Annotated in this window: 23 protein-coding genes and 1 pseudogene; 19 read left to right on the top strand and 5 right to left on the bottom strand. The window is 65.6% G+C overall.

What is annotated here, in order from left to right:
- The first annotated feature begins 57 nt into the window (after positions 1-57).
- Positions 58-477: a hypothetical protein gene (locus AC1ROW_RS21720; protein ID WP_493021709.1), complete on the top strand. Its 420-nt coding sequence runs from the start codon at positions 58-60 to the stop codon at positions 475-477.
- A 40-nt stretch (positions 478-517) separates the two neighbouring features.
- Here the strand turns inward: AC1ROW_RS21720 and AC1ROW_RS21715 are convergent, their stop codons facing one another.
- Positions 518-829 (bottom strand): hypothetical protein, encoded by a 312-nt coding sequence (locus AC1ROW_RS21715; RefSeq protein ID WP_493021707.1) that lies wholly within the window; start codon positions 827-829, stop codon positions 518-520.
- Between the two features lie 616 nt (positions 830-1,445).
- On the opposite strand from AC1ROW_RS21715, the gene AC1ROW_RS21710 reads away from it, so the two are divergent.
- From AC1ROW_RS21710 to AC1ROW_RS21690, 5 genes and pseudogenes are all read left to right on the top strand, one after another.
- Positions 1,446-2,345: an ArdC-like ssDNA-binding domain-containing protein gene (locus AC1ROW_RS21710; RefSeq protein ID WP_493021705.1), complete on the top strand. Its 900-nt coding sequence runs from the start codon at positions 1,446-1,448 to the stop codon at positions 2,343-2,345.
- A gap of 301 nt (positions 2,346-2,646) precedes the next feature.
- A pseudogene (locus tag AC1ROW_RS21705) lies at positions 2,647-2,884 on the top strand (ATP-binding protein); the annotation flags it as partial.
- Between the two features lie 456 nt (positions 2,885-3,340).
- Positions 3,341-4,795, top strand: a complete 1,455-nt coding sequence (locus AC1ROW_RS21700; protein ID WP_493021703.1) for a dihydrolipoyl dehydrogenase family protein — start codon at positions 3,341-3,343, stop codon at positions 4,793-4,795.
- Positions 4,792-5,550, top strand: a complete 759-nt coding sequence (locus tag AC1ROW_RS21695; protein ID WP_493021701.1) for a class I SAM-dependent methyltransferase — start codon at positions 4,792-4,794, stop codon at positions 5,548-5,550. Before AC1ROW_RS21700 ends, AC1ROW_RS21695 begins: the two co-directional genes overlap by 4 nt.
- 32 nt (positions 5,551-5,582) lie before the next feature.
- Entirely contained in the window at positions 5,583-6,998 is a 1,416-nt protein-coding gene (locus AC1ROW_RS21690) for a class I adenylate-forming enzyme family protein (RefSeq protein WP_493021699.1), read from the top strand.
- Here AC1ROW_RS21690 and AC1ROW_RS21685 read toward each other — a convergent pair.
- Entirely contained in the window at positions 6,979-8,439 is a 1,461-nt protein-coding gene (locus tag AC1ROW_RS21685) for an APC family permease (RefSeq protein WP_493021697.1), read from the bottom strand. The genes AC1ROW_RS21690 and AC1ROW_RS21685 overlap by 20 nt on opposite strands.
- Positions 8,440-8,634: 195 nt before the next feature.
- Between AC1ROW_RS21685 and AC1ROW_RS21680 the strand changes: the two genes are divergently transcribed.
- From AC1ROW_RS21680 to AC1ROW_RS21660, 5 genes are read left to right on the top strand one after another with little or no spacing between them, the layout of a single operon-like run.
- Positions 8,635-9,081, top strand: coding sequence for a hypothetical protein (locus AC1ROW_RS21680; protein WP_493021695.1), 447 nt, complete (start codon positions 8,635-8,637; stop codon positions 9,079-9,081).
- Positions 9,078-9,875: a Crp/Fnr family transcriptional regulator gene (locus tag AC1ROW_RS21675; protein ID WP_493021693.1), complete on the top strand. Its 798-nt coding sequence runs from the start codon at positions 9,078-9,080 to the stop codon at positions 9,873-9,875. Before AC1ROW_RS21680 ends, AC1ROW_RS21675 begins: the two co-directional genes overlap by 4 nt.
- Position 9,876: 1 nt before the next feature.
- A complete protein-coding gene (locus tag AC1ROW_RS21670) occupies positions 9,877-10,209 on the top strand; it encodes a DUF427 domain-containing protein (RefSeq protein ID WP_493021691.1) in 333 nt (110 codons plus the stop codon).
- The gene (locus tag AC1ROW_RS21665; RefSeq protein WP_493021689.1) at positions 10,202-10,735 is read left to right on the top strand and encodes a carboxymuconolactone decarboxylase family protein; all 534 of its coding nucleotides are present in this window, start codon (positions 10,202-10,204) and stop codon (positions 10,733-10,735) included. The genes AC1ROW_RS21670 and AC1ROW_RS21665 overlap by 8 nt, the downstream gene beginning before the upstream one ends.
- Positions 10,736-10,783: 48 nt before the next feature.
- The gene (locus AC1ROW_RS21660; RefSeq protein WP_493021687.1) at positions 10,784-11,230 is read left to right on the top strand and encodes a heavy metal-responsive transcriptional regulator; all 447 of its coding nucleotides are present in this window, start codon (positions 10,784-10,786) and stop codon (positions 11,228-11,230) included.
- Between the two features lie 430 nt (positions 11,231-11,660).
- Here the strand turns inward: AC1ROW_RS21660 and AC1ROW_RS21655 are convergent, their stop codons facing one another.
- Positions 11,661-13,019, bottom strand: a complete 1,359-nt coding sequence (locus AC1ROW_RS21655; protein ID WP_493021685.1) for a dihydrolipoyl dehydrogenase family protein — start codon at positions 13,017-13,019, stop codon at positions 11,661-11,663.
- Between the two features lie 357 nt (positions 13,020-13,376).
- Between AC1ROW_RS21655 and AC1ROW_RS21650 the strand changes: the two genes are divergently transcribed.
- The 5 genes from AC1ROW_RS21650 (at position 13,377) to AC1ROW_RS21630 (ending at position 18,171) form a co-directional block, all read left to right on the top strand.
- Positions 13,377-14,639, top strand: coding sequence for a permease (locus AC1ROW_RS21650; RefSeq protein WP_493021683.1), 1,263 nt, complete (start codon positions 13,377-13,379; stop codon positions 14,637-14,639).
- 95 nt (positions 14,640-14,734) lie between these two features.
- Positions 14,735-15,115, top strand: a complete 381-nt coding sequence (locus AC1ROW_RS21645; protein WP_493021681.1) for a DUF427 domain-containing protein — start codon at positions 14,735-14,737, stop codon at positions 15,113-15,115.
- A 45-nt stretch (positions 15,116-15,160) separates the two neighbouring features.
- On the top strand, positions 15,161-16,513 hold the full coding sequence (locus AC1ROW_RS21640) for a dihydrolipoyl dehydrogenase family protein (RefSeq protein WP_493021679.1): 1,353 nt from the start codon (positions 15,161-15,163) through the stop codon (positions 16,511-16,513).
- Positions 16,514-16,555: 42 nt separating this feature from the next.
- Positions 16,556-17,488, top strand: a complete 933-nt coding sequence (locus tag AC1ROW_RS21635) for an ABC transporter substrate-binding protein (RefSeq protein ID WP_493021677.1) — start codon at positions 16,556-16,558, stop codon at positions 17,486-17,488.
- An 8-nt stretch (positions 17,489-17,496) separates the two neighbouring features.
- The gene (locus tag AC1ROW_RS21630; RefSeq protein ID WP_493021675.1) at positions 17,497-18,171 is read left to right on the top strand and encodes a DUF427 domain-containing protein; all 675 of its coding nucleotides are present in this window, start codon (positions 17,497-17,499) and stop codon (positions 18,169-18,171) included.
- Between the two features lie 11 nt (positions 18,172-18,182).
- Here AC1ROW_RS21630 and AC1ROW_RS21625 read toward each other — a convergent pair whose 3' ends face one another.
- Positions 18,183-18,833 (bottom strand): haloacid dehalogenase type II, encoded by a 651-nt coding sequence (locus tag AC1ROW_RS21625; protein WP_493021673.1) that lies wholly within the window; start codon positions 18,831-18,833, stop codon positions 18,183-18,185.
- A 128-nt stretch (positions 18,834-18,961) separates the two neighbouring features.
- Here AC1ROW_RS21625 and AC1ROW_RS21620 point away from each other — a divergent pair, with 128 nt between their 5' ends.
- Together AC1ROW_RS21620 and AC1ROW_RS21615 are read left to right on the top strand one after the other, a co-directional pair.
- A complete protein-coding gene (locus AC1ROW_RS21620) occupies positions 18,962-19,693 on the top strand; it encodes a flavodoxin family protein (protein WP_493021671.1) in 732 nt (243 codons plus the stop codon).
- Positions 19,690-21,081 (top strand): MFS transporter, encoded by a 1,392-nt coding sequence (locus AC1ROW_RS21615; RefSeq protein WP_493021669.1) that lies wholly within the window; start codon positions 19,690-19,692, stop codon positions 21,079-21,081. Before AC1ROW_RS21620 ends, AC1ROW_RS21615 begins: the two co-directional genes overlap by 4 nt.
- On the opposite strand, the gene AC1ROW_RS21610 is transcribed toward AC1ROW_RS21615, so the two are convergent.
- Positions 21,047-21,364, bottom strand: a complete 318-nt coding sequence (locus AC1ROW_RS21610; RefSeq protein WP_493021667.1) for a thioredoxin family protein — start codon at positions 21,362-21,364, stop codon at positions 21,047-21,049. The genes AC1ROW_RS21615 and AC1ROW_RS21610 overlap by 35 nt on opposite strands.
- Positions 21,365-21,419: 55 nt before the next feature.
- Between AC1ROW_RS21610 and AC1ROW_RS21605 the strand changes: the two genes are divergently transcribed.
- The gene (locus tag AC1ROW_RS21605; protein ID WP_493021665.1) at positions 21,420-21,848 is read left to right on the top strand and encodes a heavy metal-responsive transcriptional regulator; all 429 of its coding nucleotides are present in this window, start codon (positions 21,420-21,422) and stop codon (positions 21,846-21,848) included.
- Positions 21,849-23,066 lie beyond the last annotated feature (1,218 nt).

Raw genomic sequence — 23,066 nt, 5'->3', positions numbered from 1 at the left:
GAACCGTCGTCACCTTGAGTGACCGAACAAATGGCGGGGGCTGGACGATCGGTTCAAGTGCAGATAAGGCTCACCACATTCCTGTCCCGCAAGACCCTTCCCAAGGACGCCGCCGTCGTGATCGCCAAGGGCCTCACCGTCCACCGCCAGGCGGTCAGCTCGGCCACCAGGGACGGTAACGAGCTCGCCCACCAGCTGCTCGGCCTCGAGCCCTCCGGCTACTTCGAAGCGGACAAGCTCTCCGTCCTCATTGAGCAGACTCCGGCCAAGGCGCAGCATGTCGCCCTCGCCATCGTGCTCGGAGCCTGCGAGAGCGTCACCAGCAAGCAGACCTGGCGCTCGCCCTCCTCCACCGACGCCGACTACTTCACCCAACTTGACGCCTGGGGGTACAGCCTCAGCGACGTGGAGCGAATCGTCACCGGCAATAACGCGGCGGCCTCATCCGAGAACGAGGAAGCAACCTCAACTGAGTGAGACCAACGGGGTCCCGCCGCGGAGGGCGGGACCCCCAAGCTCAGCTGAGCTCGCCTACCTGCGGCGCGTATACCGTGGGTGTGATCACCGTCTGTCGCAGTTGCGGCAGCCGGCTCAGTGAAACGAACGGTACACACGCCGTCTCGGCGGTCACAGCTGCGAGCCAGCCGATGGGCGTGTGTGGGTCCCCTGCGATGGCCCACCCGTCCACCGCGTACCGGCTCACCGTGTCCACGCACTCTTGCTTCTCCTCCGCAGTCGGGTCAGTCGAGCCGACCACTCCGATCAGTCCGCCCTGCAGTTCCGGACCCATGTTGCTCGTATCAATGACGAATACCCGCATGATGATCACTCCCCTGTGTCGACAGTTTTTGTTTGCCTTCCGGCGGAGAGATCGAGAGCGAGTGGGAGGGGCGCAGTGCCGGGACCGTGGAATACCGGAGGGGGCGAAGCGAGTGAGGATATGCCGCGAAAGCCCGGCACGGAGAACCGGGAACGAGCTACGATCGGCAGCCGGAAAGACAAAGAAAACCGGCAAGAACGCGCCGCCGCAGGCGGCTCCATCGTAGGGGCAGCGAGCGCACGTCGCTCTTCCAGTCGATCTCCGACGCCCGCGAGCGTTTATCCCGGGTGAGATCGGCTGGTGCCACCCGGCTATAGCCACAAGGTCCGCGTGGGACCGCAACAGCCTTCGAAGCAAAGATCCCCGGAAGGGGCGGCGTTCACGCTTTTGCGAGGCATCAGGCGAAGACCGGCTCCGCCGGGCTGTCTGTCGAGGTCTTCTCTCCGCTCCGGCGTCTGATCATAACGAGCTCCGCCCACTGCGTGCCGTCCGATCGCTATTTGCAGACTCCGATCGCTTCGCTCCCTCCGCTTAGCAACCGCTCTCTGCCGTCACTTCGCCTGGCTGCGCCCGTTCTTGATCCTCGTGCCAGAACGGCCAGAAGAACGATGTGGAGGTAGTGATCATGGGCAGCAAGCTCATCACCCGGAGCGCGGAGGACCGACGGGCGCAGGCCGAAGCGCTGCACGCGTCGATCGTGGAACAAGTCCAGCAGCTCGCCGATAGCGGCCAGTGGCGGGCGTTTCTGGAGTTCGCCCGGTCTTTCCACAGCTACAGCTTGGACAACCTTCTGCTGATCCTCGCCCAGAACCCGGATGCGACCAGGGTCGCCGGGTTCCGGCAGTGGCAGGTCAAGGGACGACAAGTGCGCAAGGGCGAGAAGGCGATCAAGATCTTCGGGTACAACGAGAAGAAGCTCACCCGAGACGATGCAGGGGAAGCCGCCGAGAGCGACGAGAGGGTCGTGCGGTACTTTCCGACCGTGTCGGTCTTCGACATCGCGCAAACGGATCCGATCGAGGGAGCCGACCCGCTACCCGAGGACCCGACCCGACGGCTTGCAAGCAACGACGACCACGGCGTCATCGCTCCCCTCACGGCCCACCTCGAGGCGCACGGCTGGAGCATCCACCGCGCGCCTCTTACCAGCGCGAGCGGATACACCGATCCCAAGTCGCGCCGGGTGACCCTCGCTGAGAACCTCGCCGTCGAGCATGCAGCGAAAACCCTCATTCACGAAACCGCACACATCGAGCTCCGCCATGTCGACGACGTCGACCAGTACCGCGCCCACCGCGGCCGAATGGAAGTCGAAGCCGAATCAGTCGCTTTCATCGTCGCCGGCCTCACCGGGTTCGACACCAGTGCCTACAGCATCGGCTACATCACCGGATGGGCCAATGAAGACACAACCGTCATCCGGGAAACCGCCTCACGAGTCCTGCGCACCGCCCACGACCTCGCCGAAATCATCACCCCCGCGAAGCAGTGCGCCTCGGAGGAGCCCCGGATCAGCACCCACTGACCCGGGGGCTTCCGCATACCTCGCGCCCCCTACTGGGGCTGCATGGGGCTACGCGAGCGTCCGTATCCTCAGCCCTATGACGAAGCGACGGGCAAACGGCGGCGACCTCCTGAAACTGTGGCTGCTCACGGCTTTCGTCATCGGCTGCTGCATCTGGGTTCTCTCGCAGTCCACGGTCGAACCCAGAACGAAAGGGCAAGGAAACGAAAGCCCCGTCGATCTCGCGAGCTATGACGGCTGCGGGCGGAGATCGAATGATAGAGCACCGTGCACCTCCGCTCTGGTGATCACATTTTGAGCCGTCTACGCCCAATTCGTCTCCAGCCGCTATGAACACGCGTCGCTGATCCTGACCTCGAACCTACCCTTCAGCGGTTGGGGTGGCGTCTTCGGCGACAGGCCGTCGCTGCCGCGATGATCGACCGGATCGTCCACCACGCCGACGGCTCACCCTCAACGGGCCCAGCTATCGACTCCGCGGCCGAGGCATCCACAGCCTGCCCAGCATCCGGACCACCACCGCCGAAACCGAGAACTAGACTGCCCGCAACTGTTCACTTTTCGCCCGGCGAAACCGTCCAAAATCCGACCGGCGTCGACAGGACGATCTCCAAAGTTCGTATTCTGAGTCAGATATCGCACTGACCGTGACTGAGATCGTCGTCGCGGTCCCCACTGGCATCATCCTCTGCTGAGGTGGCCATGCTGACCGCCTTCGATGCGGTCATCATCTGGCTTGCTTGCCGGGAATGGTGACCTAACCGCGAACTCCGCCCCACCCCGCGCCGCACCATTGACTGGGACCTTCCGTCGGTCTGCCGAATCCTGGCGGCGCCCAGCCCTTCTGAGACGCGACGACTTGCTCAGGCTGGCCTGCTCCGAAAATCTGGCGACCGCTCTGTGATCGGATTCACTTTGCTCCCCCAGGGCTTCGTGATTGGCTGCTTCCGACACCCGGTCGGAAGGCGGAGAACCAGGACATGGCACGAGACAGCATGAACGACAACTCGGCCTGGGAACTGCTCGTCATCGGCGGGGGGAGCGCCGGCTTGATCGCGGCCCGGACCGCGCGTTTGCTCGGAGCCCGAGTCATGTTGGTCGAACGGGGGCGTTTGGGGGGCGAATGCCTGTGGACCGGATGCGTTCCCTCGAAGAGCATGATCGCGTCGGCACGCATCGCAGCGCTCTCGGGAGCGGGCGCTCCGAGCGGCGGAGCGGCGCGCGCGGGTGTGTTCGAGGCCATCAACCGCGCCGAGAGCCGTATCGCCCCGACGGACTCCGCTGAGTCGCTGGCAGTGCTCGGCGTCTCGGTGATGTCCGGCGAAGCGCAGTTCATCGGCCCCAACGCCGTCATGGTCGGCGGTGAGGAGGTGCGGTTCCAGCGAGCGATCCTGGCAGTCGGTTCGCATCCTGTGACGTTTTTCGTTCCGGGACTGCCGGAGGGGGATGCGCTGACCAGCGACACTCTCTGGGAGCTGCCGGAGCTTCCCTCGAGCATGCTGGTCGTCGGCGGCGGTCCGATGGGCTGCGAGTTGGCCCAGGCGCTGGCCCGCCTGGACGTGGATGTGACGCTGATCCAGCGCGGGAACGAGATCCTGCCGGATGAGCATCCGAAGGCGCGCTCGCTCGTGCTGCGTGCGCTGGAGGCTGACGGGGTCAGGGTCATGACCGGCCGCACCCTGGCACGGGTGGAACAGGGCGAGACCGGCACCTCGTCCGCGGTGCTCGACGATGAGACGTGGGTGCCGTTCGAGCGCGTGCTGTTCGCCGGCGGCCGTGTCCCTATCCTCGATTCCCTTGATCTCGGCGCGGCCGGGATCGGACAGGACGACGACGGGTGGGTCAGCACCGACCGCGCGTTGCGGACCACGAATCCTGCGGTTTGGGCGGCAGGCGACGTCACGTCCACTTCGAAGCACACGCACACCGCGGGCGTGAGCGGCGCGATCGCTGCCCGGAACGCTCTTCTGGGCTCGAAGAAGCCCGGGCCGGCAACAGGCGAGCCCCGAGTGATCTTCACCGACCCGGAAGTCGCGTCGGTCGGCGAATCATCCGCCCTCGCTGGGGCCCGGGGGCGGCGGGTGATCACTGTGCAGCATCGGCACCTCGACCGGGGCATCACCGACGAGGACACGACCGGATTCACCCAGCTCGTCGTCGATCGCCGCGGCCGGCTGCGTGGTGGGACGATCGTGGGTCCACGCGCCGGAGAGAGCATCGGCGAAGTCGTCCTCGCGGTGTCGGCGCGTCTCACGGCCTCCGACATAGCCGCTGCGACGCACCCGTACCCGACCTACAACGACGGAATCTGGAACGCCGCCATCTTCGAATCCCAGCGGCGCATCCGTGAGGGCGTGATGGGACGCGCCGCGCAACTGCTGCGCCGGGCCCGCGGTCTCGGATTCCGGAGGGCGGAACGCCGGACTGCTAGCCCGGGCGACGTCCGATGAGCGTGGAGCTCGGCGATGACTGGGATGCGTACCTGGACTCCTTCCACGAGCAGCGGCCCGGAATCACGGAGGACGTCCTCGCCGCGAGCGTCGATGATACGGGGAGAACGGGATATGACTGGCTGGCGTCGCAGCTTCCCACGGACGGGCTCATCGTGGACCTCGCCTGCGGAAGCGCACCGCTATGGCGGCCGGAACTCCAGGGTCGTTATCACGGTATCGACGCCTCCCCTGCCGAGATCGCGAAAGCGCGAGCCCGCGGCGCCGAGACCGTCAGCGTCGGGGATGCCCGCGCCCTCCCGTTCCCTGACGGCGCAGCACGAGCCGTGGTGTGCTCGATGGCGCTGATGATCCTCCCCGAGCTGGAAACGGTCCTGGACGAGGTCCGTCGGGTGCTCGCCCCCGATGGGGTCCTACTCGCCCTCGTCCCCACTCACCCGACACGCCCGGCTGACCTCCTCATCAGCGGAAAGCTGCTCAACGCCGTCCACGGCGGCCTCGGCTACCGCAACGACCGACAGCTCCGGCACGCCGCGAGCCTTCTCCGAACCCACGGGTTGGAGCTCAGGGAAGATCGGATCACGACCTACCGATTCGGGCTCGGTGACGGCGGCGCGGAATTGCTGGCCCGCTCGCTGTACTTGCGGAACGGGCACGAGGAGGATGCGGTCGCGTATTTGGCCCGGCTTGCTCGCAGCGCTCGAACTATGCCGATCCCGCTTCGGCAGCTGGTCGCACAGCCGGCGGTCGCCTGATGCCGAGGCCGAGAGCCGTTCCCGGGACTCTCGTGGCAAATCTCGCCTCCGCAGCGTCAGAGTTCCCTGACACCCCGCTCGTAAAAGACTCCCGCAGCACCCTGACGTACGCCCAGTTTGCGGAACGGGTCGAGGGCGCGGTCGACGAGCTCGCCGCCGCCGGCGCGAGCCCCGGCGACCGAGTGATGCTGTGCTCGGGCAACCGTGTGGAGTCGGCGATCCTGATCTGGGCGTGCGCCCGGGCCGGATTCATCTACGCAGGGCTACCCACCAACCTGGACCCGCCGTCCTGGGAGGCACTGATCCAGAACGCTGAACCCGCGATCGTACTGGCCGATGACGAGCGTCGTGTGCGCATCCCGCACTCCGTTCCCCTGACCGACGTGCTCAGCGGCGGCACGCGAGAGTGGGACAGCGACCGACCACAACCCGACCCGGACGACGTCTATGCGCTGGTCTACTCCTCCGGCACGACCGGAACCCCGAAAGGCGTCACGATCAGCCATCGCGCGACCATGACCGTGGCAGCTACCTACCGTGACCTGCTGAACTTGGGCGTCGGTGAAGTCACCCCCATCCATCTGCCGTTCTCCTACGTCTCCGGCCACATCTCGCAGCTGAACCCGATCATGCTCGCGCGCGGCACAGCCGTGATCCTGCCGGAGTTCCGTCCGCGGACCCTGATCGAAACCATCCGGCGCGAGAGAGCGACCCTACTCGATCTGGTCCCGAGTATGCTCGCGCAGCTATTGCGCGAAGACGATTTCACCAGCAAGCGCCTCCCCTCATTGCGCAGCATCATCTACGGCGGCTCCTCGACGCCGCCCGGGCTGCTGGGCGCTCTGCGGGAAAGACTGCCTCAGGTGCGGTTGTTCGATGTGTACGGGATGAGCGAGACGGCGGGGTTGATCAGCGTCCGCGAGACCACGACCACAACACCGGCCGGGGGAACGCTGATCCCGTCGCTGCGCGCACGGGTCGGCGATGATGAGGAGCTCTTGGTCCGCGGCGGCGTCGTCACCGGCGGATACTGGGCGAATCCCGCCGCGACCAGCGACCGGCTGCAAGCGGGATGGCTGCGCACCGGTGACCGGGGGTCGCTTCTGGAGGATGGGACCGTCGCCGTCCTTGGGCGCGTCGCCGCCCTCATCAACCGAGGTGGCGTGAAGATCGCCCCGGTCACCGTCGAGGACGCCTTGCGCACCCACCCAGCTGTGACCGACGCCGTCGCCTACGGGGAACCCGACCAGGACGGCGGCGAGGCAGTTGCCGCCACGGTCGTACTCGGCAGCCCCGCGACCACTGACGAGCTCCGAATCTGGGTTCGGGGGCGGCTCCCGGTGTTCGCGCGGCCAAAGCGCATCGATGTGGTGACGGAGATCCCACGTAACCCGACCGGGAAGGCGGACCTCCGGGAACTCCGGAAGCTCACTCGGCCGGACGAGTAGCGCTGCCGGCGGTCATCCGTTCGGCTGTGGACGGTACCGGGTCGTCTCCGAAGAGCTCCACGGCCTGCAGTCGGTCCCTCCTCAGGGTGGCAGCGATCACCCCGCCAGCAACCAGGGACAGGCCGGCGGCAATGAGATACCACCGCGACTCACCCGCGGGGAACGGGAACACCGTCGCCGCGATCACGTAGCCGACGAGGAGGACACCGACAGCGAGGACGACGACTCGAACGGCGCGGCGCTGTCGGATCGAGAAGACGACCGCGGCGATCAGGGTCAGCAGGTAGGCGACCACGATCAGATCCGCGCCGTAGGTCGCCAGGTCGTCGAAAGCGCCGAGCGGCGAGCGGGAATTCAACGCGAGCAACGGCACGATCGTCGCCACTGCCACTACCGCGATCGCGCGTGTCGGGGTGCGGAACCGTGGATGGGTGAATTCGACCCGGCCCGGCACGATCCCGGCACGGCCTCCCGCGAACAGCAGCCGCGCCGCACCGTTGACTGCGGCCAACTGTGCCCCAAACCCGCTGATGATCGAGGCGACGATGACGGCCGTGCCCATCCCGGACCCGACGAAGCGGTCCGCGATCGCCGCCAACGGCACCCCGTGATCGGCGGCGGCTGCTAACGCTGACGCCGACGGATAGGCCACCGTCTCAACGTACGACATCACCGTGTAGATCGCTCCCGAGACCACTAGGGCGGTGACCATCGCGGCTGGAATCACCCGGCGCGGCGCACGCGACTCCTCCCCCAACGTCGCAGCGACTTCGAACCCCGCGAACCCGGTGAATGCGAAGATGACCCCCGGAGCGAGGACGCTGATCGGAACACCGACCGGATTGAAGGGCTGCAGGCCCAACGACGCGACTCGGGCCGGCTCGTGGACGAGCACCGCGACAGCGACAACACCGATCAGAACCACCGCGACCGCTTCCAGGACGAAGATCAGCACCGTCGAGACGCGGATGGAGTACCGCACAAGGACAATCGTCGCCGCCCAGAGCAGCGCCGCCATCACCAACCAGAACGGTGTGCCGAGAAGCTGCGGGAAGAACAGGGTGACCAGCGCGTTCGCGTTCGACGCGAACACGGACGAGGCGAACGCCACGTAGACCAGCAGGAGCAACCAGGCGGCGAAGACGCCATATCGCACGCCCAGTACCCGCCCGGTGAAGGTGTACACCGAGCCCGCTGAGGCAAACGCGCGCGTGAACACCACGAATGCGAACGCTACAAACAGCATCACCACCACGGCCGAACCGAACGACGCCGGGCCGCTGAGCCCTACGATGCCCGCCATCAAGGCGGGCAGGAAGCTCACTCCTCCGGCCGGCGCCTGGATTCCGACGGCCGAGCCGACCGTTCCCACGAACGCGATGCTGTCCCGGCGCAGGGAGCGCTTCTCCGCGCTCTTGGCGCCCGATTCCGATGAGATCACTCCCTGATCCTCCTCCTCCACCGCTCGCGCCTACTGTGATGACGCTCACCGAACTCCTGCCAAATCGAGGCTCGAATCCGATCGGATGCCGGTGAGGAACGGCCGATTTTGCGGAACTGTGGCCTCGGTCACAGACCGGTGGGGCGAGATGCTTCTAGCGTCGCAGCATCGAATTCTCGAGAAAGGAGAATCGCCATGACTGCACACACCTCCACAACCGAGTTCACCACAGCCGGGCTGGGCCGACGATTGCTCGCCGGCGCCGTCGGCGGGATCGCAGGCGGTGTGGTCTTCGGCATGATGATGTCGATGATGGGCATGCTCACCACCATCGCCGGGATGGTCCATTCCACCTCCCCGATCGTCGGCTTCGGAATCCACATCATGATCTCGATCTTCTACGGGCTGGTATTCGCACTACTCGGCGGACGATGGCTCACCTCGTGGGGCCGCGGGCTGACCGCCGGTGCGATCTACGGGGTTATCCTGTGGGTGTTAGGGCCGCTGATCATGATGCCGCTGATGCTCGGGGGCGCCGTGTTCTCGTTCGGCGCAACCACGATGCTGTCCCTGATGGGGCACCTGATCTACGCCCTCATCCTGGCGGCCGTCGCCGTCCCGATCGCCCGGAGGCGAGCATGAGCGATATCGACCCCCGACTAGGCGGACTCGGCAAATCGGCGCCGTGGTCGCCGCTCGGGCCGGCGTCGGCGCAGAACCACGCCGCCGACGCAGGCCCACGGGACCCCTTCTCCTGTCTGAGCGAGGTGGACCTCTTCGCCGACCTCAGTGCTGCAGAGATCGAAGCCATGGACCGCATGGCCCCCGCGGTGCCCTTCAGCCGCGGGCAGCTGCTGTACAGCCAGGCCCAGCCGATCCGATCGCTGTTCATTCTGAAGGCCGGCCGCGTCCGCATCTTCCGGGTGGCGGAGGACGGCAAGGCGCTCACCCTCGCGATCCTGGAACCCGGGGCGGTCTTCGGCGAGATGGCTCTGGTCGGCCAGCGGATGTACGACAGCTACGCCGAAGCGATCGATGACGCGCTCATCTGCCAGCTCTCGGTCACCGATGTCGAACGCTTCCTCCTCGCCGATCCGCGCATCGCCATCCGCGTCGCCCGGATCCTCGGCGAACGCGTCGGCGAACTGGAGGACCGACTCACCGACCTGGCGCTGCGGCCCCTGCAAGCCCGCGTCGCCGCAACGCTTCTTAATCTCACCCGGCCCCACCCCGGCGCCAGCGGACGCTTCAGCCGCAGCACCCTCCAGGTCCGGCTCACCCATGAGCAACTGGCCAGCGTCATCGGCGCCACCCGGGAGGCCACCAGCCGAGTCCTCAGCGACTTCGCCGACCGGGACCTGATCCGGCAAGGACGAGGCCGCATCGTCATCACTGACCCCGCCCGGCTCCGGCAGCTCACGAGAGACGCGCTCTGAGATGAAGCGGCGAACGGCGACCGCGTATCTCGGGAACACCCTCATCGCCTCCACGACGCGCGGAGTAGTCGTAGAGGGCAACCTGTACTTTCCAGAATCAGATGTGGATTCCGACCTGCTGACCCCCAGCGCCCTGACCACGGTGTGCCCGTGGAAAGGGATCGCCCGCTACCGTCACCTGCGCGTCAGGGGCGCCGAAGTGCGAAATGCAGCCTGGACCTACCCGCTTCCCACGCCCTTTGCCTGGTTCCTGCGACGAATGATCGCCTTCGAACCCGGTACAGGAATCACCATCCAACCAACACACCTCTCGGAGTCGCACACCCATGACTGACGTATTCGACCGCCTCCCCGCACCCTCGCGCCCCATCGCAGAACAGCTGAAGAAAAGGTCTGGACGGCTGCTGAACATCCACGCGCAGATGGCCCGATCGCCGATCGTCGTCGCCGCCTACGCCGCCATGACCTCCGCAATCCGCGAGCACGGGACCTTCGACGCCCGCACCCGCGAGACCATCGCCCTGGCGGTGGGAAACCAGAACGGCTGCGAATACTGCCAAGCGGCGCACACCGCGTCGGCGCGCGCCGCCGGACTCAGCGACGAACAGATCCTGCAGATCCGCACCGGCGAGATCACTTTCGACGCACGCCTGTCGGCCCTGGCTGAGGTCGCCCGAAACGTCGCCGCCGATACCGGCTACGTCTCAGCCGCGGTCCGCGCTCACGCGCGGGAAGCGGGCTGGAGCGACGCGGAGCTGGATGAGCTCTTCGCGCACATCGCCGCGAACCTCTACACCAACTATTTCAACCACTACGCCGGCACCGAACTCGACTTCCCACCCGCCGCACCGCTGGCCTGACAGCACCAGCTTCGGAGGAAAATGCAAAAGATTGGGGCCAGAACAACCATGCTGACCAGCGAAGTCCCGCTGACTGCGGGACAGGCAGCTGAACTGACCGGCACCACCCGCAAAGGGTTGAGGCTCTACGAACAAAGAGGCCTTCTGAACAGCCCGGCACGCAACAGCGCCGGGTACCGCCTCTACAGCGAAGACGACGTCAGTACGCTCCGCTTCATCCGCCAGGCCCAGACACTCGGGCTGACACTGGAGGAGATCAACCAGGTACTGTCCCTGCACCGCGACGGCACCGAACCCTGCGCCAGCGTCCGTGATTTCCTCGCCGAACATCTGCGCCACATCGAGGAGCAGATCACGCATCTGACTCGCATGCGCGAAGCCATTCGCGCAGCCAGCCGCGCAGACGACGCATCCGCCTCCAACAGTGCCAACCTCGCTGCGTTCTGCTCGATTATCGAAGGAGCGCCCATCGCGTCGCCTTTAGGGACGACCTAAGGTCGACGCACGCTATCGTTCACGCGGCGTCGAGAATCCCTCTTACGGCCTCTCGCTCGAAAGGAGACCGCGAGCACTAGGCCGAGAACGCCTCCCGCGAGCGCCCCGGCTATCGCCTCCGTCGGGACCGCGACACCGAGGAGCGCCGGCCCTCGCAGGGTTCCGGCGCATGCGAGAACGACGAGGGCGACGAGAGCGATCGCGGCCCCACCTGCCGAAGCGGCGACGGCAGCGGTGAGCTTCACCGGCCGACCCGCCCAGACCCTCTCGAGGACCGGCCACACAGCCGCGGCGACAACCGGGGCGAAGTGATAGGTCGTGGTCGGGTTCACCCGCGCCAAAGCCACCCAGATCGCCGCGACGACCACCGCTGCCGCCGGACCGGCCCACCACCGGAACCGTGTCGCCGGTTGGTCGTTGCGCCAACCGGTCACAGCAGGGAGCCGAGGTCGGAGCCGACGCTGGGGTACGCGGCAGTCATCGACCTCACCTGCCGGGTGGTGAGCCCCGTCTTCATCGCCAGAGCGATCGTGTTGACGAGTTCGGCGTATTCGGGGCCGAACAAGTGCGCGCCGACGATCCGGTCGGTGGCGCGGTCGATGAGGATCTTGGCCGCGGCGGTGGGCTCTCCGATCCGGTAGTTGGAGAACCAACGGCTCGTGTCGCTGTATCTCACGTCCACATCGATCCCCTGCGCGCGGGCTTCGTCTACCAGGAGCCCGACCGCCGTGAGCTCGGGAACGGTGAAGACCGCCGTGGGGATCCCGGTGTAGTCCGGTACGACCGCGGCGTCCTTGAGCATGTTGGAGGCGGCAACTTTGCCCTCGATCGCGGCCACCGGGGTCAGTGGCGGCCCCTGAGTGTGTGCGGCGTCCCCGGCCGCGTACACACTCGGGTTCGAAACGCTCCGCAAGTGCGGGTGCACGCTCACCCCGTGCTCATCGTGCGCGATCCCAGCGGCATCCAGGTTCAGCCGATCCAGGTCGGGGACCCGTCCGGCCCCGTGCACGACCAGGTCGACTTCCAACGCCTCCGACTCCCCCTGCTTTGAACGCGTGGTCAGCACCCGGAAGCCCGAACCGGCCGCGTCGACGCGGGCGATGGCGGTATCGAGCCGGATGTCGATGCCGAGCTCCCGGCTGCGCTGCACGAGCAGCGCCACCAGGTCCGGGTCGAAGCGGCGCAGCGGCCGCGCGTTGCGGTGGACAATGGCGACCTCGCTGCCAGCGCGGGCAGCGATGTGCGCGAACTCGAATGAGATGAAGCCGCCGCCGACGAACAGGATCCGCTTCGGCAGCGCATCTAGCTCCAGGAATGCGGTGCTGTCGATCACATGCTCCGCGCCGGGGAACTCCAGCGTGCGAGGACGCGCTCCGGTGCCGATCAGGAAACGTGACGCAGTGTGCTCGACACCGTCGACGGTGAGCGTGTTAGGTCCGGTGAACACGGCGAGCCCGTGCAGGGCGGTCACGCCGGCCGCGACGAGCCCCTTCTCGATCCGCTGCGACATGGGCTCGGTGAACCCCCTTTTGTGCGCCATCAGCGCAGGCCAGTCGATGGTCAGGGTTCCTGGGGCGATGCCCTTGCCCTCTAAGAGGTGGGCGGCGTCGATGACCTCCGCGCCGCGGCGGAGGATTTTCTTCGGATCGCATCCGCGCAGCGCGCAGGTGCCACCGAAGGGCAGGTCATCGACGACCGCGACACGCCAGCCGGCCTTTGCGCATTTGGTCGCGGCGGCAGCACTCGCGGTGCCGGAGCCGATGGCGATCAGGTCGAAGTCGGAGCTCATGTGGACGTTTCCTTGTCTGTCAGCCGTCCTCGCATTCGCGGGACAGAGTGGGCCAAGATCGTCCACCACGTTACGCACACCCCCGCGGCCCGTCTGTGCGCTCGATCACCCTGTGCGGCTTGACCTGGCCCCAGGGACCCTCTCCTAACATGGAATGCCTCAACCTGCCCCGCACATTCGAGTGAAAGAAGGCGTACTCATGGTCGACAACGGCTCGGACTACGAGGACTCGCGGATCCCCAGTTGCGCAACCGGCCCCCTTGGGTGCATCCGTTTCGTCGCCGCTGAACTGCGCCGCCTTATCCACACTGCCCGCAATGACAAGCGGGCGCGTCGGACAACCGAAAGGAGAAGCCGATGACGACCCTGACCGTAATCGCCAACGGACTGCTGACCGCGTTCTTCATGCTCTGGGGCACTCTCTGGGCCCTCGTGTTCGGGTTCACGCTCTCCGGCGCGGTCCAAGCCTTCGTCTCTCGCGGCGAGATGCAGAAGTACCTCGGGGACCACCGACCCAAGACCATCGCCCGAGCAGGGTTCTTCGGGATCATCTCCTCCAGCTGCTCCTACGCCGCTGCGGCGCTGGCGAAGTCGCTGTTTCAGAAGGGCGCTGACTTCGTCACGGCGATGGTCTTCATGCTCGCCGCCACCAATCTGGTTGTCGAGCTGGGACTCGTGCTCTGGACACTGATCGGGTGGCAATTCGCGTTGGCCGAATTCGTCGGCGGCGCAATCATGATCATTCTGTTCACTCTTCTGGCGCCGCGGGTCTTCCCCACCGCGCAACTGGCGGCGGCGAGGGAGGCGTTGGCGCACAATGCTGAGTCCGAGCAACCAGATGACGTCCAGGCCGCGCGCACGCAGCCATCGGTCTGGCAGCGGATGCGGAGCCGCTCCGGCTGGGCGGACGCCGCGGGATACGCCATCTCAGACCTAAAGATGCTCCGACGCGAGCTGGTGATCGGCTACTTGGTCGCCGGGGGCCTCGCGGTCGCCGTTCCCGCATCGATTTGGCACGTCGCCTTCTTCTCCGGGCACGGGTTCTGGAGCGATCTCGAGAACGTGCTGATCGGCCCCTTCATCGCGTTCATCAGTTTCGTCTGTTCAGTCGGGAACGTGCCGTTGGCGACCGCGCTCTACGCCAACGGGCTCAGCTTCGGCGGGACCATCGCGTTCATCTTCGCCGACCTCATCGCCCTTCCGCTGGTATTGATCTACATCAAGCTCTACGGGCGACGCATCGCCTGGAAGCTCTTCGCACTGTTCTGGGTGGTGATGAGCGCGGCAGGATTGCTCACCGACCTGCTGTTTCGTCTGTTCCAAGTCCCCCTGCCCGCGCCGTCGAACACCATCGTCAGTACGGCCTTCCACTGGAACTACACCACCTGGCTGAACATCGCCGCGCTCGCTCTCGCAACCGTTCTCTATTGGCTGTACCGCAACCGGGAACGATTCAGCACCCACCAGCGGCTCGCCACAGACTACGTCTGCGGTATGCAGGTGGAAATCGCCCACGCCCCCGCGACCCGTCAGCACCGCGGTGAGAAGTTCTACTTCTGCTCCGACCGCTGCGAGCACCGTTTCGCCGAAAATCCGTCAGCCTACGCGGGTCGTTCCTAGAGCGCTAACTGGGCTGCGTTTCGTGCAACCGAGATCACAGTGCGACAGGCCCGACCCGATTTACTGTGGCGAAAACCCCAGGAATGGAGAAACCGATGAGCTCCTCACCCGTCACCTACCGTGCCACGTGGAACGGTGTCGTCGTCGCCGAATCGGATCGCACCATCCGTGTCGAGGGTAACCAATACTTCCCGCCGGAAAGCCTGGATCGGTCCCTGTTTCACAGCAGCGACCTCACCTCGGTGTGCCCGTGGAAGGGGACCGCCCGCTACTACAGCCTCGAAGTGGGCGGTAAAACCAATCCCGACGCTGCCTGGTACTACCCGAACCCCTCCGCTGCGGCCAGCCAGATCCAGGGCTACGTTGCCTTCTGGAACGGCGTCCGGGTCACCAAAGCGCCCGCAGCCGACGCTGACTCCCAGACAAACCGCCCGGGGCTCTTCGCCCGGTGGATGCGCCGCCTCACTCACGACTGACGCGCCGCGTCCCAGCAGCATCTCCGAAGAAAGGAAGAGCGGATCATGGTCGAACAAGTCGATGTCATCGTTGTGGGAATGGGTCCGGGCGGTGAAACAGCCGCCGAAGAGCTCGCCCACGCAGGGTTGTCGGTGATCGGAATCGACTCACACCTCGTCGGCGGGGAATGCGCCTACTACGGGTGCATCCCCACCAAGATGATGATCCGCGCCGCGAACGTTCTCGCCGAAGCACGCCGCGTCCCCGCACTCGCCGGCACCGCCGAAACTACCCCGGACTTCGCACCCGTTGCCCACCGGATCCGCACGGAAGCAACGGACGATTGGAACGACCAGGTCGCCGTCGACCGCTTCCAGAACGCGGGAGGCCGCTTCGTACGCGGCCACGCCACTATCACCGGTACCGACACGGTGCAGGTCGCGGACACCACCTATCAAGCTCGCAAGGCGATCATCCTCAATACCGGCACCTCGCCAGCGGTCCCCCCGATCCCGGGCCTAGCCGACACCCCCTTCTGGACCAATCGCGACGCGGTCGCTGCCACGACGGCGCCGGAATCCCTGATCGTCCTCGGTGGTGGCGCCGTCGGCGTCGAGCTCGGCCAAGCGTTCGCCCGGTTCGGCAGCAACATCGACATCGTCGAAGCCGCCGACCGGCTCCTTCCTGCCGAAGAACCGGAATCCAGCTCCCTGATCAAGGATGTCCTCACCGCGGAAGGCATCCGAGTGCACACGGGATCCCCTGCGGAGTCCGTCAGCCACGACGGTGCGCGGTTCACCGTCACGATCGGCGAGACGAGGCTGACCGCTGAGAGACTGCTGGTCGCAACCGGACGCCGACCCAACATCTCCGACCTGGGCCTGGACAGCACCGGCGTGGACGCGACCGGGCGCTCCTTGGCCACCGACGACCACGGCCGGCTCACCGACACCGTCTTCGCCATCGGCGACATCACCGGCAGAGGAGCATTCACGCACGTGTCGATGTACCAAGCCCGGATCGTCGTGGACACCATCCTCGGCAGGGAACACGCCGCCGGCGAATACCACGCTGTGCCACGCGTAACCTTCACCGACCCGGAAATCGGAGCGGTCGGGCTCACAGAGGCCGAAGCGCGCCGCGCCGACCTCCAAATCACAACTGCCCTCACGCAGATCCCGAATTCCACACGCGGATGGTTGCACGCCATCGGCAACCAGGGATTCATCAAACTCATCGTGGACAGCCGGCGCGGAATCCTCGTCGGAGCGACCTCGGCCGGTCCCGTCGGAGGCGAAGTCCTCTCCCTCCTCACCCTCGCCGTTCACGAACGCACGCCGATCGAGCATCTCCGGAACACGATCTACGCGTATCCGACATTCCATCGCGCGCTGGATGACGCACTCGCACAGCTCTGACACAAGCCCCACACACGTTCGCCGAGGAGAGGCTCCCCACACATGTCCCCACGACTGCGACGACCCGTCCTGACCGGAGCGGCGATCGCTGCGGCTTTGCTGCTTGCGGGTTGCACCGTAGGCGCGCCATTCGGCGGTTCCGCTGCCCAGACGTCGAGCGGCTCACCGTCCGGCGGGAACATCGTCATCGGATCGGCGGCGTTCCCAGAGTCCGCGATCATCGCGGAAGTGTATGCGCAGGCGTTGGAGAGCAAGGGCATCGCCGTGACTAGGCGGTTCAACATCGGTCAGCGCGAGCTCTACCTCAAGGCGCTTCAGGACGGCTCCATCGACCTGATCCCCGAATACTCCGGCAACCTGCTTCAGTACTACGACAAGGCCGCGACAGCCTCCTCCAGCAACGACGTCTACGCACAACTGAGCAAGAAGCTTCCCTCCGGATTCACAGTGCTGGACGAATCCACGGCGCAAGACAAGGATTCCGAGAATGTCACCAAGGCATTCTCGGAGAAGTACCACGTCACCAGCATCGGCGACCTCGCGCATGTGCCGCTCAACCTGACGATCGCCGCCAACCCTGAGTTCGCGGTGCGCCCGGCCGGCAGCGCCGGGCTGAAACGCGTGTATGGGGTGGATGTCACGTTGGAACCGATCAGCGACAGCGGCGGACCGCTTACCATCCGAGCGCTCACCAGCGGAAGTGTGCAGGTCGCGGACATCTTCACGACCTCTCCTGCGATCAAGGCCAACGACCTGGTCACATTGAAGGACCCGAAAAACTTGATCCTCGCCCAGAACGTGCTCCCGTTGATCAACTCCAGGAACGCCACCCCCACGGTCTCCAAAGTGCTCAATGAGGTCTCCCACGCATTGACAACGTCGGACCTGATCGAGTTCAACAGCGAGAGCAGCGGCGCCACGAAGGCGACCCCCGCCACCATCGCCAAACGCTGGCTCGCCGGGCGCAACCTTTAGGAGCATCGATGACGATACGGATGGGTGAACTTCTCGCCAGCCACAGCGACGATTTTCGCGTCGAGCCGACGCGTAAGCGGGTTCGCGCCGTCCTCGACGGGAGGGTCGTCCTCGACAGCCGGCGCGCCCTGCTGGTCTGGCCCCCCGGCGGCCCTGTGCCCACCTACGCGGTCCCTGTCGAGGACATCCTCCTCTCCGACCAGGTCCTCCGATCGCAGACCGCTCTGCCATCCCCTGCAGACGATGAGCTGGCAGGAATGGTCGTCCTCCGCTTCAGCAACTTCGATGCCTGGCTGGAGGACGACGACCAGATCCTCGGACACCCACGCGACCCCTTCCACCGTGTCGACGTGCGCGCTACGTCACAGCGCATCCAGCTCTCACTCGACGGTCAGGTCCTGGCCGACACTGTGCGCGGGCGCCTCCTGTACGAGACCGGGCTCCCGACGCGCTATTACGTGCCGCGCGCCGACATCCTCGTACCCTTGCTTCCCACCCGGACTCACACGATCTGTCCCTACAAAGGCGAAGCGTCGTACTGGTCATTTACGCTCGGCGGCGACGTCTACACCGATCAGCTATGGAGCTACGAACGACCGCTGGCAGATTCCGGCGTACCTGCCGGGTACGTGGCGTTCTACGATGAACGGTTCGAGCTCACCGTTCACCCGCCGATCGACTAAGCCTGGGCGCCTCAACCCAAGCGGGCGAGCTCTTCCAGCGAGCGCACCTCGTACAGAGGGGCCGCGAAATACGGCGGATACGGCCCTCCGGAACGGTTCACCCACACCGTCTGCAGCCCCGCTGCATCCGCGCCATGAATGTCCCACGGGTGCACAGCCACCAGCATCATCTCCCCCACCCCCACTCCGCAAGCGTTCGCAGCGTATTCGTACGCTTCGCGGGCCGGCTTCCACCGCGACGTGTCCTCCACGCTGAGCAGCGCATCGAACATCTCCCGGATCCCAGCTGTACGGAACAATCCGTCGGCCACCGACGTCGAACCATTACTGAGGGTGACCAGCCGCCGGCCGGCCGCGTGCAACGCTGATACACCGGGCACGACATCAGGGTGAAGGCTCAGCTCCGCGAATCCACTTAAGACATGCGCAACAGCCGGTTCGATATCAGTGTTGAGCGGCTGATCGCGCAGCCGAAGCCGCAGAAGGTCCTCGGCGATGGTGGCGAACCGCTCGCTGCCACCAGCCGCCGCGAGAGCGAACCCGTCACGGAGGACCGTCGCGAACCACAACGCGGCCTCCTCCGGGCGTGCACCAATCTCAGCGAACCGCAATGACATGCCGGACAAGTCCGACAACGTCTCGTTGACATCGAACACGGTCACAGCCGGAAGTCTCATCGGTTCCTTCTTCATCTCGTCGCGATGCCGCGCACTGTACGCCGAAAGCACGGATGCCCGGCCCGTGATCGAGCGCACAGAGCCGAACCGTTCGCTGCGCGTAGCGTGCCCTCATGAACGACCGACCGGCTCCGCCCGCCCGCTACGACGACCTGCGCGCTCTCTACATCAACTGCACCCTTAAGCCCAGTCCGCAGGTGAGCAACACCCAGGGCCTCATGGAGCGCAGCATAGCGCTGATGCGGTCAGTCGGAGTCACCGTCGAATCCATCCGGTTCATCGACCACGACGTCGCGACCGGCGTGTATCCGGATATGCGCGACCACGGTTGGGCGAGCGACGAATGGCCGGAGCTGATCTGGCCGAAGGTCGACGCAGCCGACATCCTCGTCATCGGTGGACCGCTCTGGCTCGGCGACAACGCCTCGGTCACACGAAAGCTCGTCGAACGGCTCTACGGGATGAGCGGGCTCTACAACGCCAAAGGGCAATACATCTATTACGGCAAGGTCGGCGGCGTCGTCATCACCGGCAACGAAGACGGGGTAAAACACGCCGCAATGTCGCTGCTGTACAGCATGCAGCACATCGGCTTCACCATCCCGCCGGCCGCCGACGCCGGCTGGATCGGACCGATAGGGCCAGGACCGTCCTACCTCGACCCCGGCTCCGGCGGACCAGAGAACGACTTCACCAACCGGAACACCACCTTCATGTCCTGGAATCTTCTGCACACTGCGCGCAGGCTGAAGGACTCCGGAGGAATCCCCGCCTACGGGAACCTGCGAGAGCAGTGGAACAACGGCGAGAGATTCGGCTTCGCCAGCAACCCCGAATACCGGTGACCGACGTCACCGGGCGAGCAGGTCGCATCGACCGGCCGAGAAGACGTCCGCGCGGCGCCCATGCGGCTGGAGTCGTCATCCTCGCCCAATTCCTCCTTCGCGCGGCCTCAGCGGCGGGCGCACTCGTCGTCGGAAGCTACTTCGTCGACCTCGCGCACCGCGGCGTGCCCATCAGTTCACTCGTCCTGGGTGCACTGTCCGCCCTCGCATATCTGGCCGAATTGATTCTCGCGCCGCTCTCTGGCTCGCTCAGCGACTTGAAGGGGCGTCGCCTCTTTCTGGTGGTCGCCCCGCTCGTCGCCGCCGTCGGGATTGTGCTGACGCCGGGCGCGTCGGTGTTCAGCGCAACACCTCCGCTGGCGATGGTGGTCGCGATCGTTGGAGTGTCCCGGCTCATCGACGGCACGTCGGCTGCGATGGCGACCCCAGCCACCCTCGGCCTACTCGCCGACAGCACCGATGAAGATCGTCACCGTCGCGGCCGCCTCAACAGCATGTACGAACTCTCCTCTTCCGGCGGTATCGCAGTGGGCGCAGTCATCGGTCCGGCACTGTACGCCGTCACCGGGCTCTGGGCTTTCACCGTGCTCGCCGGCATCTACGCCATCGCCGGAATCCTCGTCGCGACGTTCACCCGCACCGACCGGCCAAAAGCCGACACCACACCGGTGACACTTCGCCGCAGAATGAAGATCTTCAGCAATAGGCGGCTCCTGGCCTTCCTCCCGTCCTGGATCGCGGTCAACGCCATCCTCGGCACCTGGGTGACCTCGCAAATCACCTACGTCCTCGCCGGCGACCGCACATTCCCCGGCCAACGATTCACCGGCTCCCTAGCCCACCACCCCGCCTGGCTTTCCCCAATCCTCGGCGGCTACGTGCTCCTGTTCAGCGTCTGCATCATCGGATGGTCCTTCATCGTCGGCCGACTACCCAGCCTGCCGACCCTCACCGTCACCATCAGCGGTGCAGTCCTCACTTCTGCCGGGCTCATCATGGCGAACCACGGCATCGCCCCAACGATCGCCATTCCGATCGTCGTCGTCGGAGTCTTCCTGGAGGCGGGCTTCACCCCCGCAGCGCTCACCCATCTCTCCGACATCTCCGCAGACTTCCGCCCAAACCGTGGCCTCATCATGGGGGTCTACTCGGTTGTTCTCGGGGTCGGCTACCTTCTCGGCAACCTCCTGGGCGGCGTCTTCGCGCAATGGCTGGCCTTCGACGGCTTAGGCCTGCTAACCATCCTGCTCGCCATCATCGCGCTGACCACCATCCCCGGGATGATGCTGGTCGAACGACACCGCGAGCGCACACGCGAAGCACCGCCCTGCGATTCCTCAACATCAACTCCGATCAGCGCGACCCCGAACGATGACGCGACTCGATAGCGTCCTTCAACTGCTCGACCGTCGGAGAACCAGCGAGACCGGCTCCGGAGCGGTATACCCGGCACGCCAAACCGACCGGCGCATCCTGATCGGCGAACGGATCATCACCGTCGATCAGGACGGTCGGGGAACCGTGGAAACCAAGCTCCTCAGCTTCCTCGACACTGCTCACCAACTGACGCTGAATGGTGATGTCCGCGCGCCCGTCAGTGACCTCATGCAAGCGCTGCTCCGTCGTCATCCAGTTCGGGCAACCATCGAAATACTGCAGTGTTATCTCCATACCGAAACGGTAAGGCTTGCACCGCAGTACAAGGTCAAGCGGAGAGGAAACCAAAATGTTGATCGGTGAACTCGCGGAGCGAGCACACGTCAAGGCTCAGACCGTGCGCTTCTACGAACGCCGTGGCCTCGTCGCAGAACCAGCCCGGACCCCCGGCGGGTACCGCGACTACACGTCTGCGGCCGTCGCACGAATCCAATTCATCCGGTCCGCGCAGACAGCAGGGCTGACCCTGAAGGACATCCGCGGAATCCTCCAGATCCGAGACAGCGGATCCGCTCCCTGCGACCACGTCACCACCGTGCTGGACACCAAACTCACGGAGGTTCGCCAGCGACTGCGGGAGCTCGCCGACCTTGAGAATGAACTCATGGCGATCCTTCAATCGCGTCAGCGACTCGATACGCGCCACTGCTCGCCGGACGCCATCTGCACACTCCTCGCTCCCACAACGCCAACCCTCCCGACGCAAGCGAGTGGCTGAAGGACCACCGAGACGAGTAGCCCACACGCGACATTCTTTCGCCTCCGCTTGCCCCGCGAGTACGTCAGGTCGGTCACCGAGAGCGCATAGCCCTGACCACGTGCGGCCTTCGGGCTGGCAAGTGGCACGACACGATCCAAATCGAACGACGGCGCCCTGGCGACTGATCAGGCTTGTTGTGCCCTACCGCGTGGAGGGCTTCTCCGCTCGCAGCCTGATCAGTCGATAGCCGAGCCCCCGCGAGGACGATTATCCCGGCGATGACAGGACAAAGCGGGAGGGTGGCGACGAGGATGAGGCATCCGATGGCGCTGGCAATGGCGACGAAGCGCGGATAACGGGGATTCCCACGGGCCTGCGTCAAGGAGGCGGTGTTGGCGACGAAGTAGTAGAGCAGGACGCCAAAGCTGGAGAAGTCGATCGCGCCGTGCAGGTCCGTGACCGGGATGAGGAGGCACACGACCAGGCCGAGGGTGAGTTCTGCACGTCACGGCACGCTGAAACGGGGATGCACGGCCGCAACCGGTGCGGGATGTTGCGGTTGGGGGCCTTTGCGAGACTGGTGCGCCGATCCGGCGATCATGGCCAGGGGCACCCCGAGCGCTGCGGCGGTCGCGCCGATCCGGATCACGATGCCGGGCCAGCACCCCGTACGCGGTCACCTCGGGACCCGGTAAGGCCGCACTAGCGACCGTGTGGCTGAAGCAGACGATCACCGCAACCGTGAGCGCAACAGGAGATCGCGACCACGTGGAAATTCGAACCCCCTTCGAAACGCCCTCGGCGTGCTGCTTTGCAGCCGACTTCTTGCCATTCCGGCCGGCCGATCGTAGCTTCCTCCGCCAGCTCCGTTCCCTCCGATCGCTATTTGCAGACTCCGCTCGCTGCGCTCCCTCCACTTAGCAACCGCTCCCCTCCGGGCACTGCACTGCCTTCACGCGCTCTCGATCTCTCTGCCGGAACGGCAAAAAGACTGATCGGCGGGAACAACGACACCAACACCCGCTGACTTGACACAGGACCCTCTGAGGGTCGATCGGGAGGCACGGATCATGGGCGACAAGGTCATCACACGGCACGCGGAGGAGCGCCAGGCACAGGCGGAGGCACTGCATGCGTCGATCGTGGAGCAAGTCCAGCAGCTAGCTGTACTGACCTCGACCGTTGTTGATTCGGTCGATGGGGGCGTGGCCTGCGATGCCGAGGTGGGCTCTGTCT

This window comes from Leifsonia sp. GW821-FHT13C09 (assembly GCF_058806435.1).
This window is presented reverse-complemented; position numbering and strand designations above follow the sequence as displayed.

What these genes read in the sequence shown, in the direction of transcription:
- AC1ROW_RS21700 (WP_493021703.1), top strand. Translation starts at nt 3,341, where the DNA reads ATGAACGACAACTCGGCCTGGGAACTGCTCGTCATCGGCGGGGGGAGC.
- AC1ROW_RS21655 (WP_493021685.1), bottom strand. Translation starts at nt 13,019, where the DNA reads ATGAGCTCCGACTTCGACCTGATCGCCATCGGCTCCGGCACCGCGAGT.
- AC1ROW_RS21675 (WP_493021693.1), top strand. Translation starts at nt 9,078, where the DNA reads ATGAGCGATATCGACCCCCGACTAGGCGGACTCGGCAAATCGGCGCCG.
- AC1ROW_RS21640 (WP_493021679.1), top strand. Translation starts at nt 15,161, where the DNA reads ATGGTCGAACAAGTCGATGTCATCGTTGTGGGAATGGGTCCGGGCGGT.
- AC1ROW_RS21680 (WP_493021695.1), top strand. Translation starts at nt 8,635, where the DNA reads ATGACTGCACACACCTCCACAACCGAGTTCACCACAGCCGGGCTGGGC.
- AC1ROW_RS21670 (WP_493021691.1), top strand. Translation starts at nt 9,877, where the DNA reads ATGAAGCGGCGAACGGCGACCGCGTATCTCGGGAACACCCTCATCGCC.
- AC1ROW_RS21650 (WP_493021683.1), top strand. Translation starts at nt 13,377, where the DNA reads ATGACGACCCTGACCGTAATCGCCAACGGACTGCTGACCGCGTTCTTC.
- AC1ROW_RS21645 (WP_493021681.1), top strand. Translation starts at nt 14,735, where the DNA reads ATGAGCTCCTCACCCGTCACCTACCGTGCCACGTGGAACGGTGTCGTC.
- AC1ROW_RS21605 (WP_493021665.1), top strand. Translation starts at nt 21,420, where the DNA reads ATGTTGATCGGTGAACTCGCGGAGCGAGCACACGTCAAGGCTCAGACC.
- AC1ROW_RS21710 (WP_493021705.1), top strand. Translation starts at nt 1,446, where the DNA reads ATGGGCAGCAAGCTCATCACCCGGAGCGCGGAGGACCGACGGGCGCAG.
- AC1ROW_RS21620 (WP_493021671.1), top strand. Translation starts at nt 18,962, where the DNA reads ATGAACGACCGACCGGCTCCGCCCGCCCGCTACGACGACCTGCGCGCT.
- AC1ROW_RS21630 (WP_493021675.1), top strand. Translation starts at nt 17,497, where the DNA reads ATGACGATACGGATGGGTGAACTTCTCGCCAGCCACAGCGACGATTTT.
- AC1ROW_RS21635 (WP_493021677.1), top strand. Translation starts at nt 16,556, where the DNA reads ATGTCCCCACGACTGCGACGACCCGTCCTGACCGGAGCGGCGATCGCT.
- AC1ROW_RS21695 (WP_493021701.1), top strand. Translation starts at nt 4,792, where the DNA reads ATGAGCGTGGAGCTCGGCGATGACTGGGATGCGTACCTGGACTCCTTC.
- AC1ROW_RS21610 (WP_493021667.1), bottom strand. Translation starts at nt 21,364, where the DNA reads ATGGAGATAACACTGCAGTATTTCGATGGTTGCCCGAACTGGATGACG.
- AC1ROW_RS21665 (WP_493021689.1), top strand. Translation starts at nt 10,202, where the DNA reads ATGACTGACGTATTCGACCGCCTCCCCGCACCCTCGCGCCCCATCGCA.
- AC1ROW_RS21660 (WP_493021687.1), top strand. Translation starts at nt 10,784, where the DNA reads ATGCTGACCAGCGAAGTCCCGCTGACTGCGGGACAGGCAGCTGAACTG.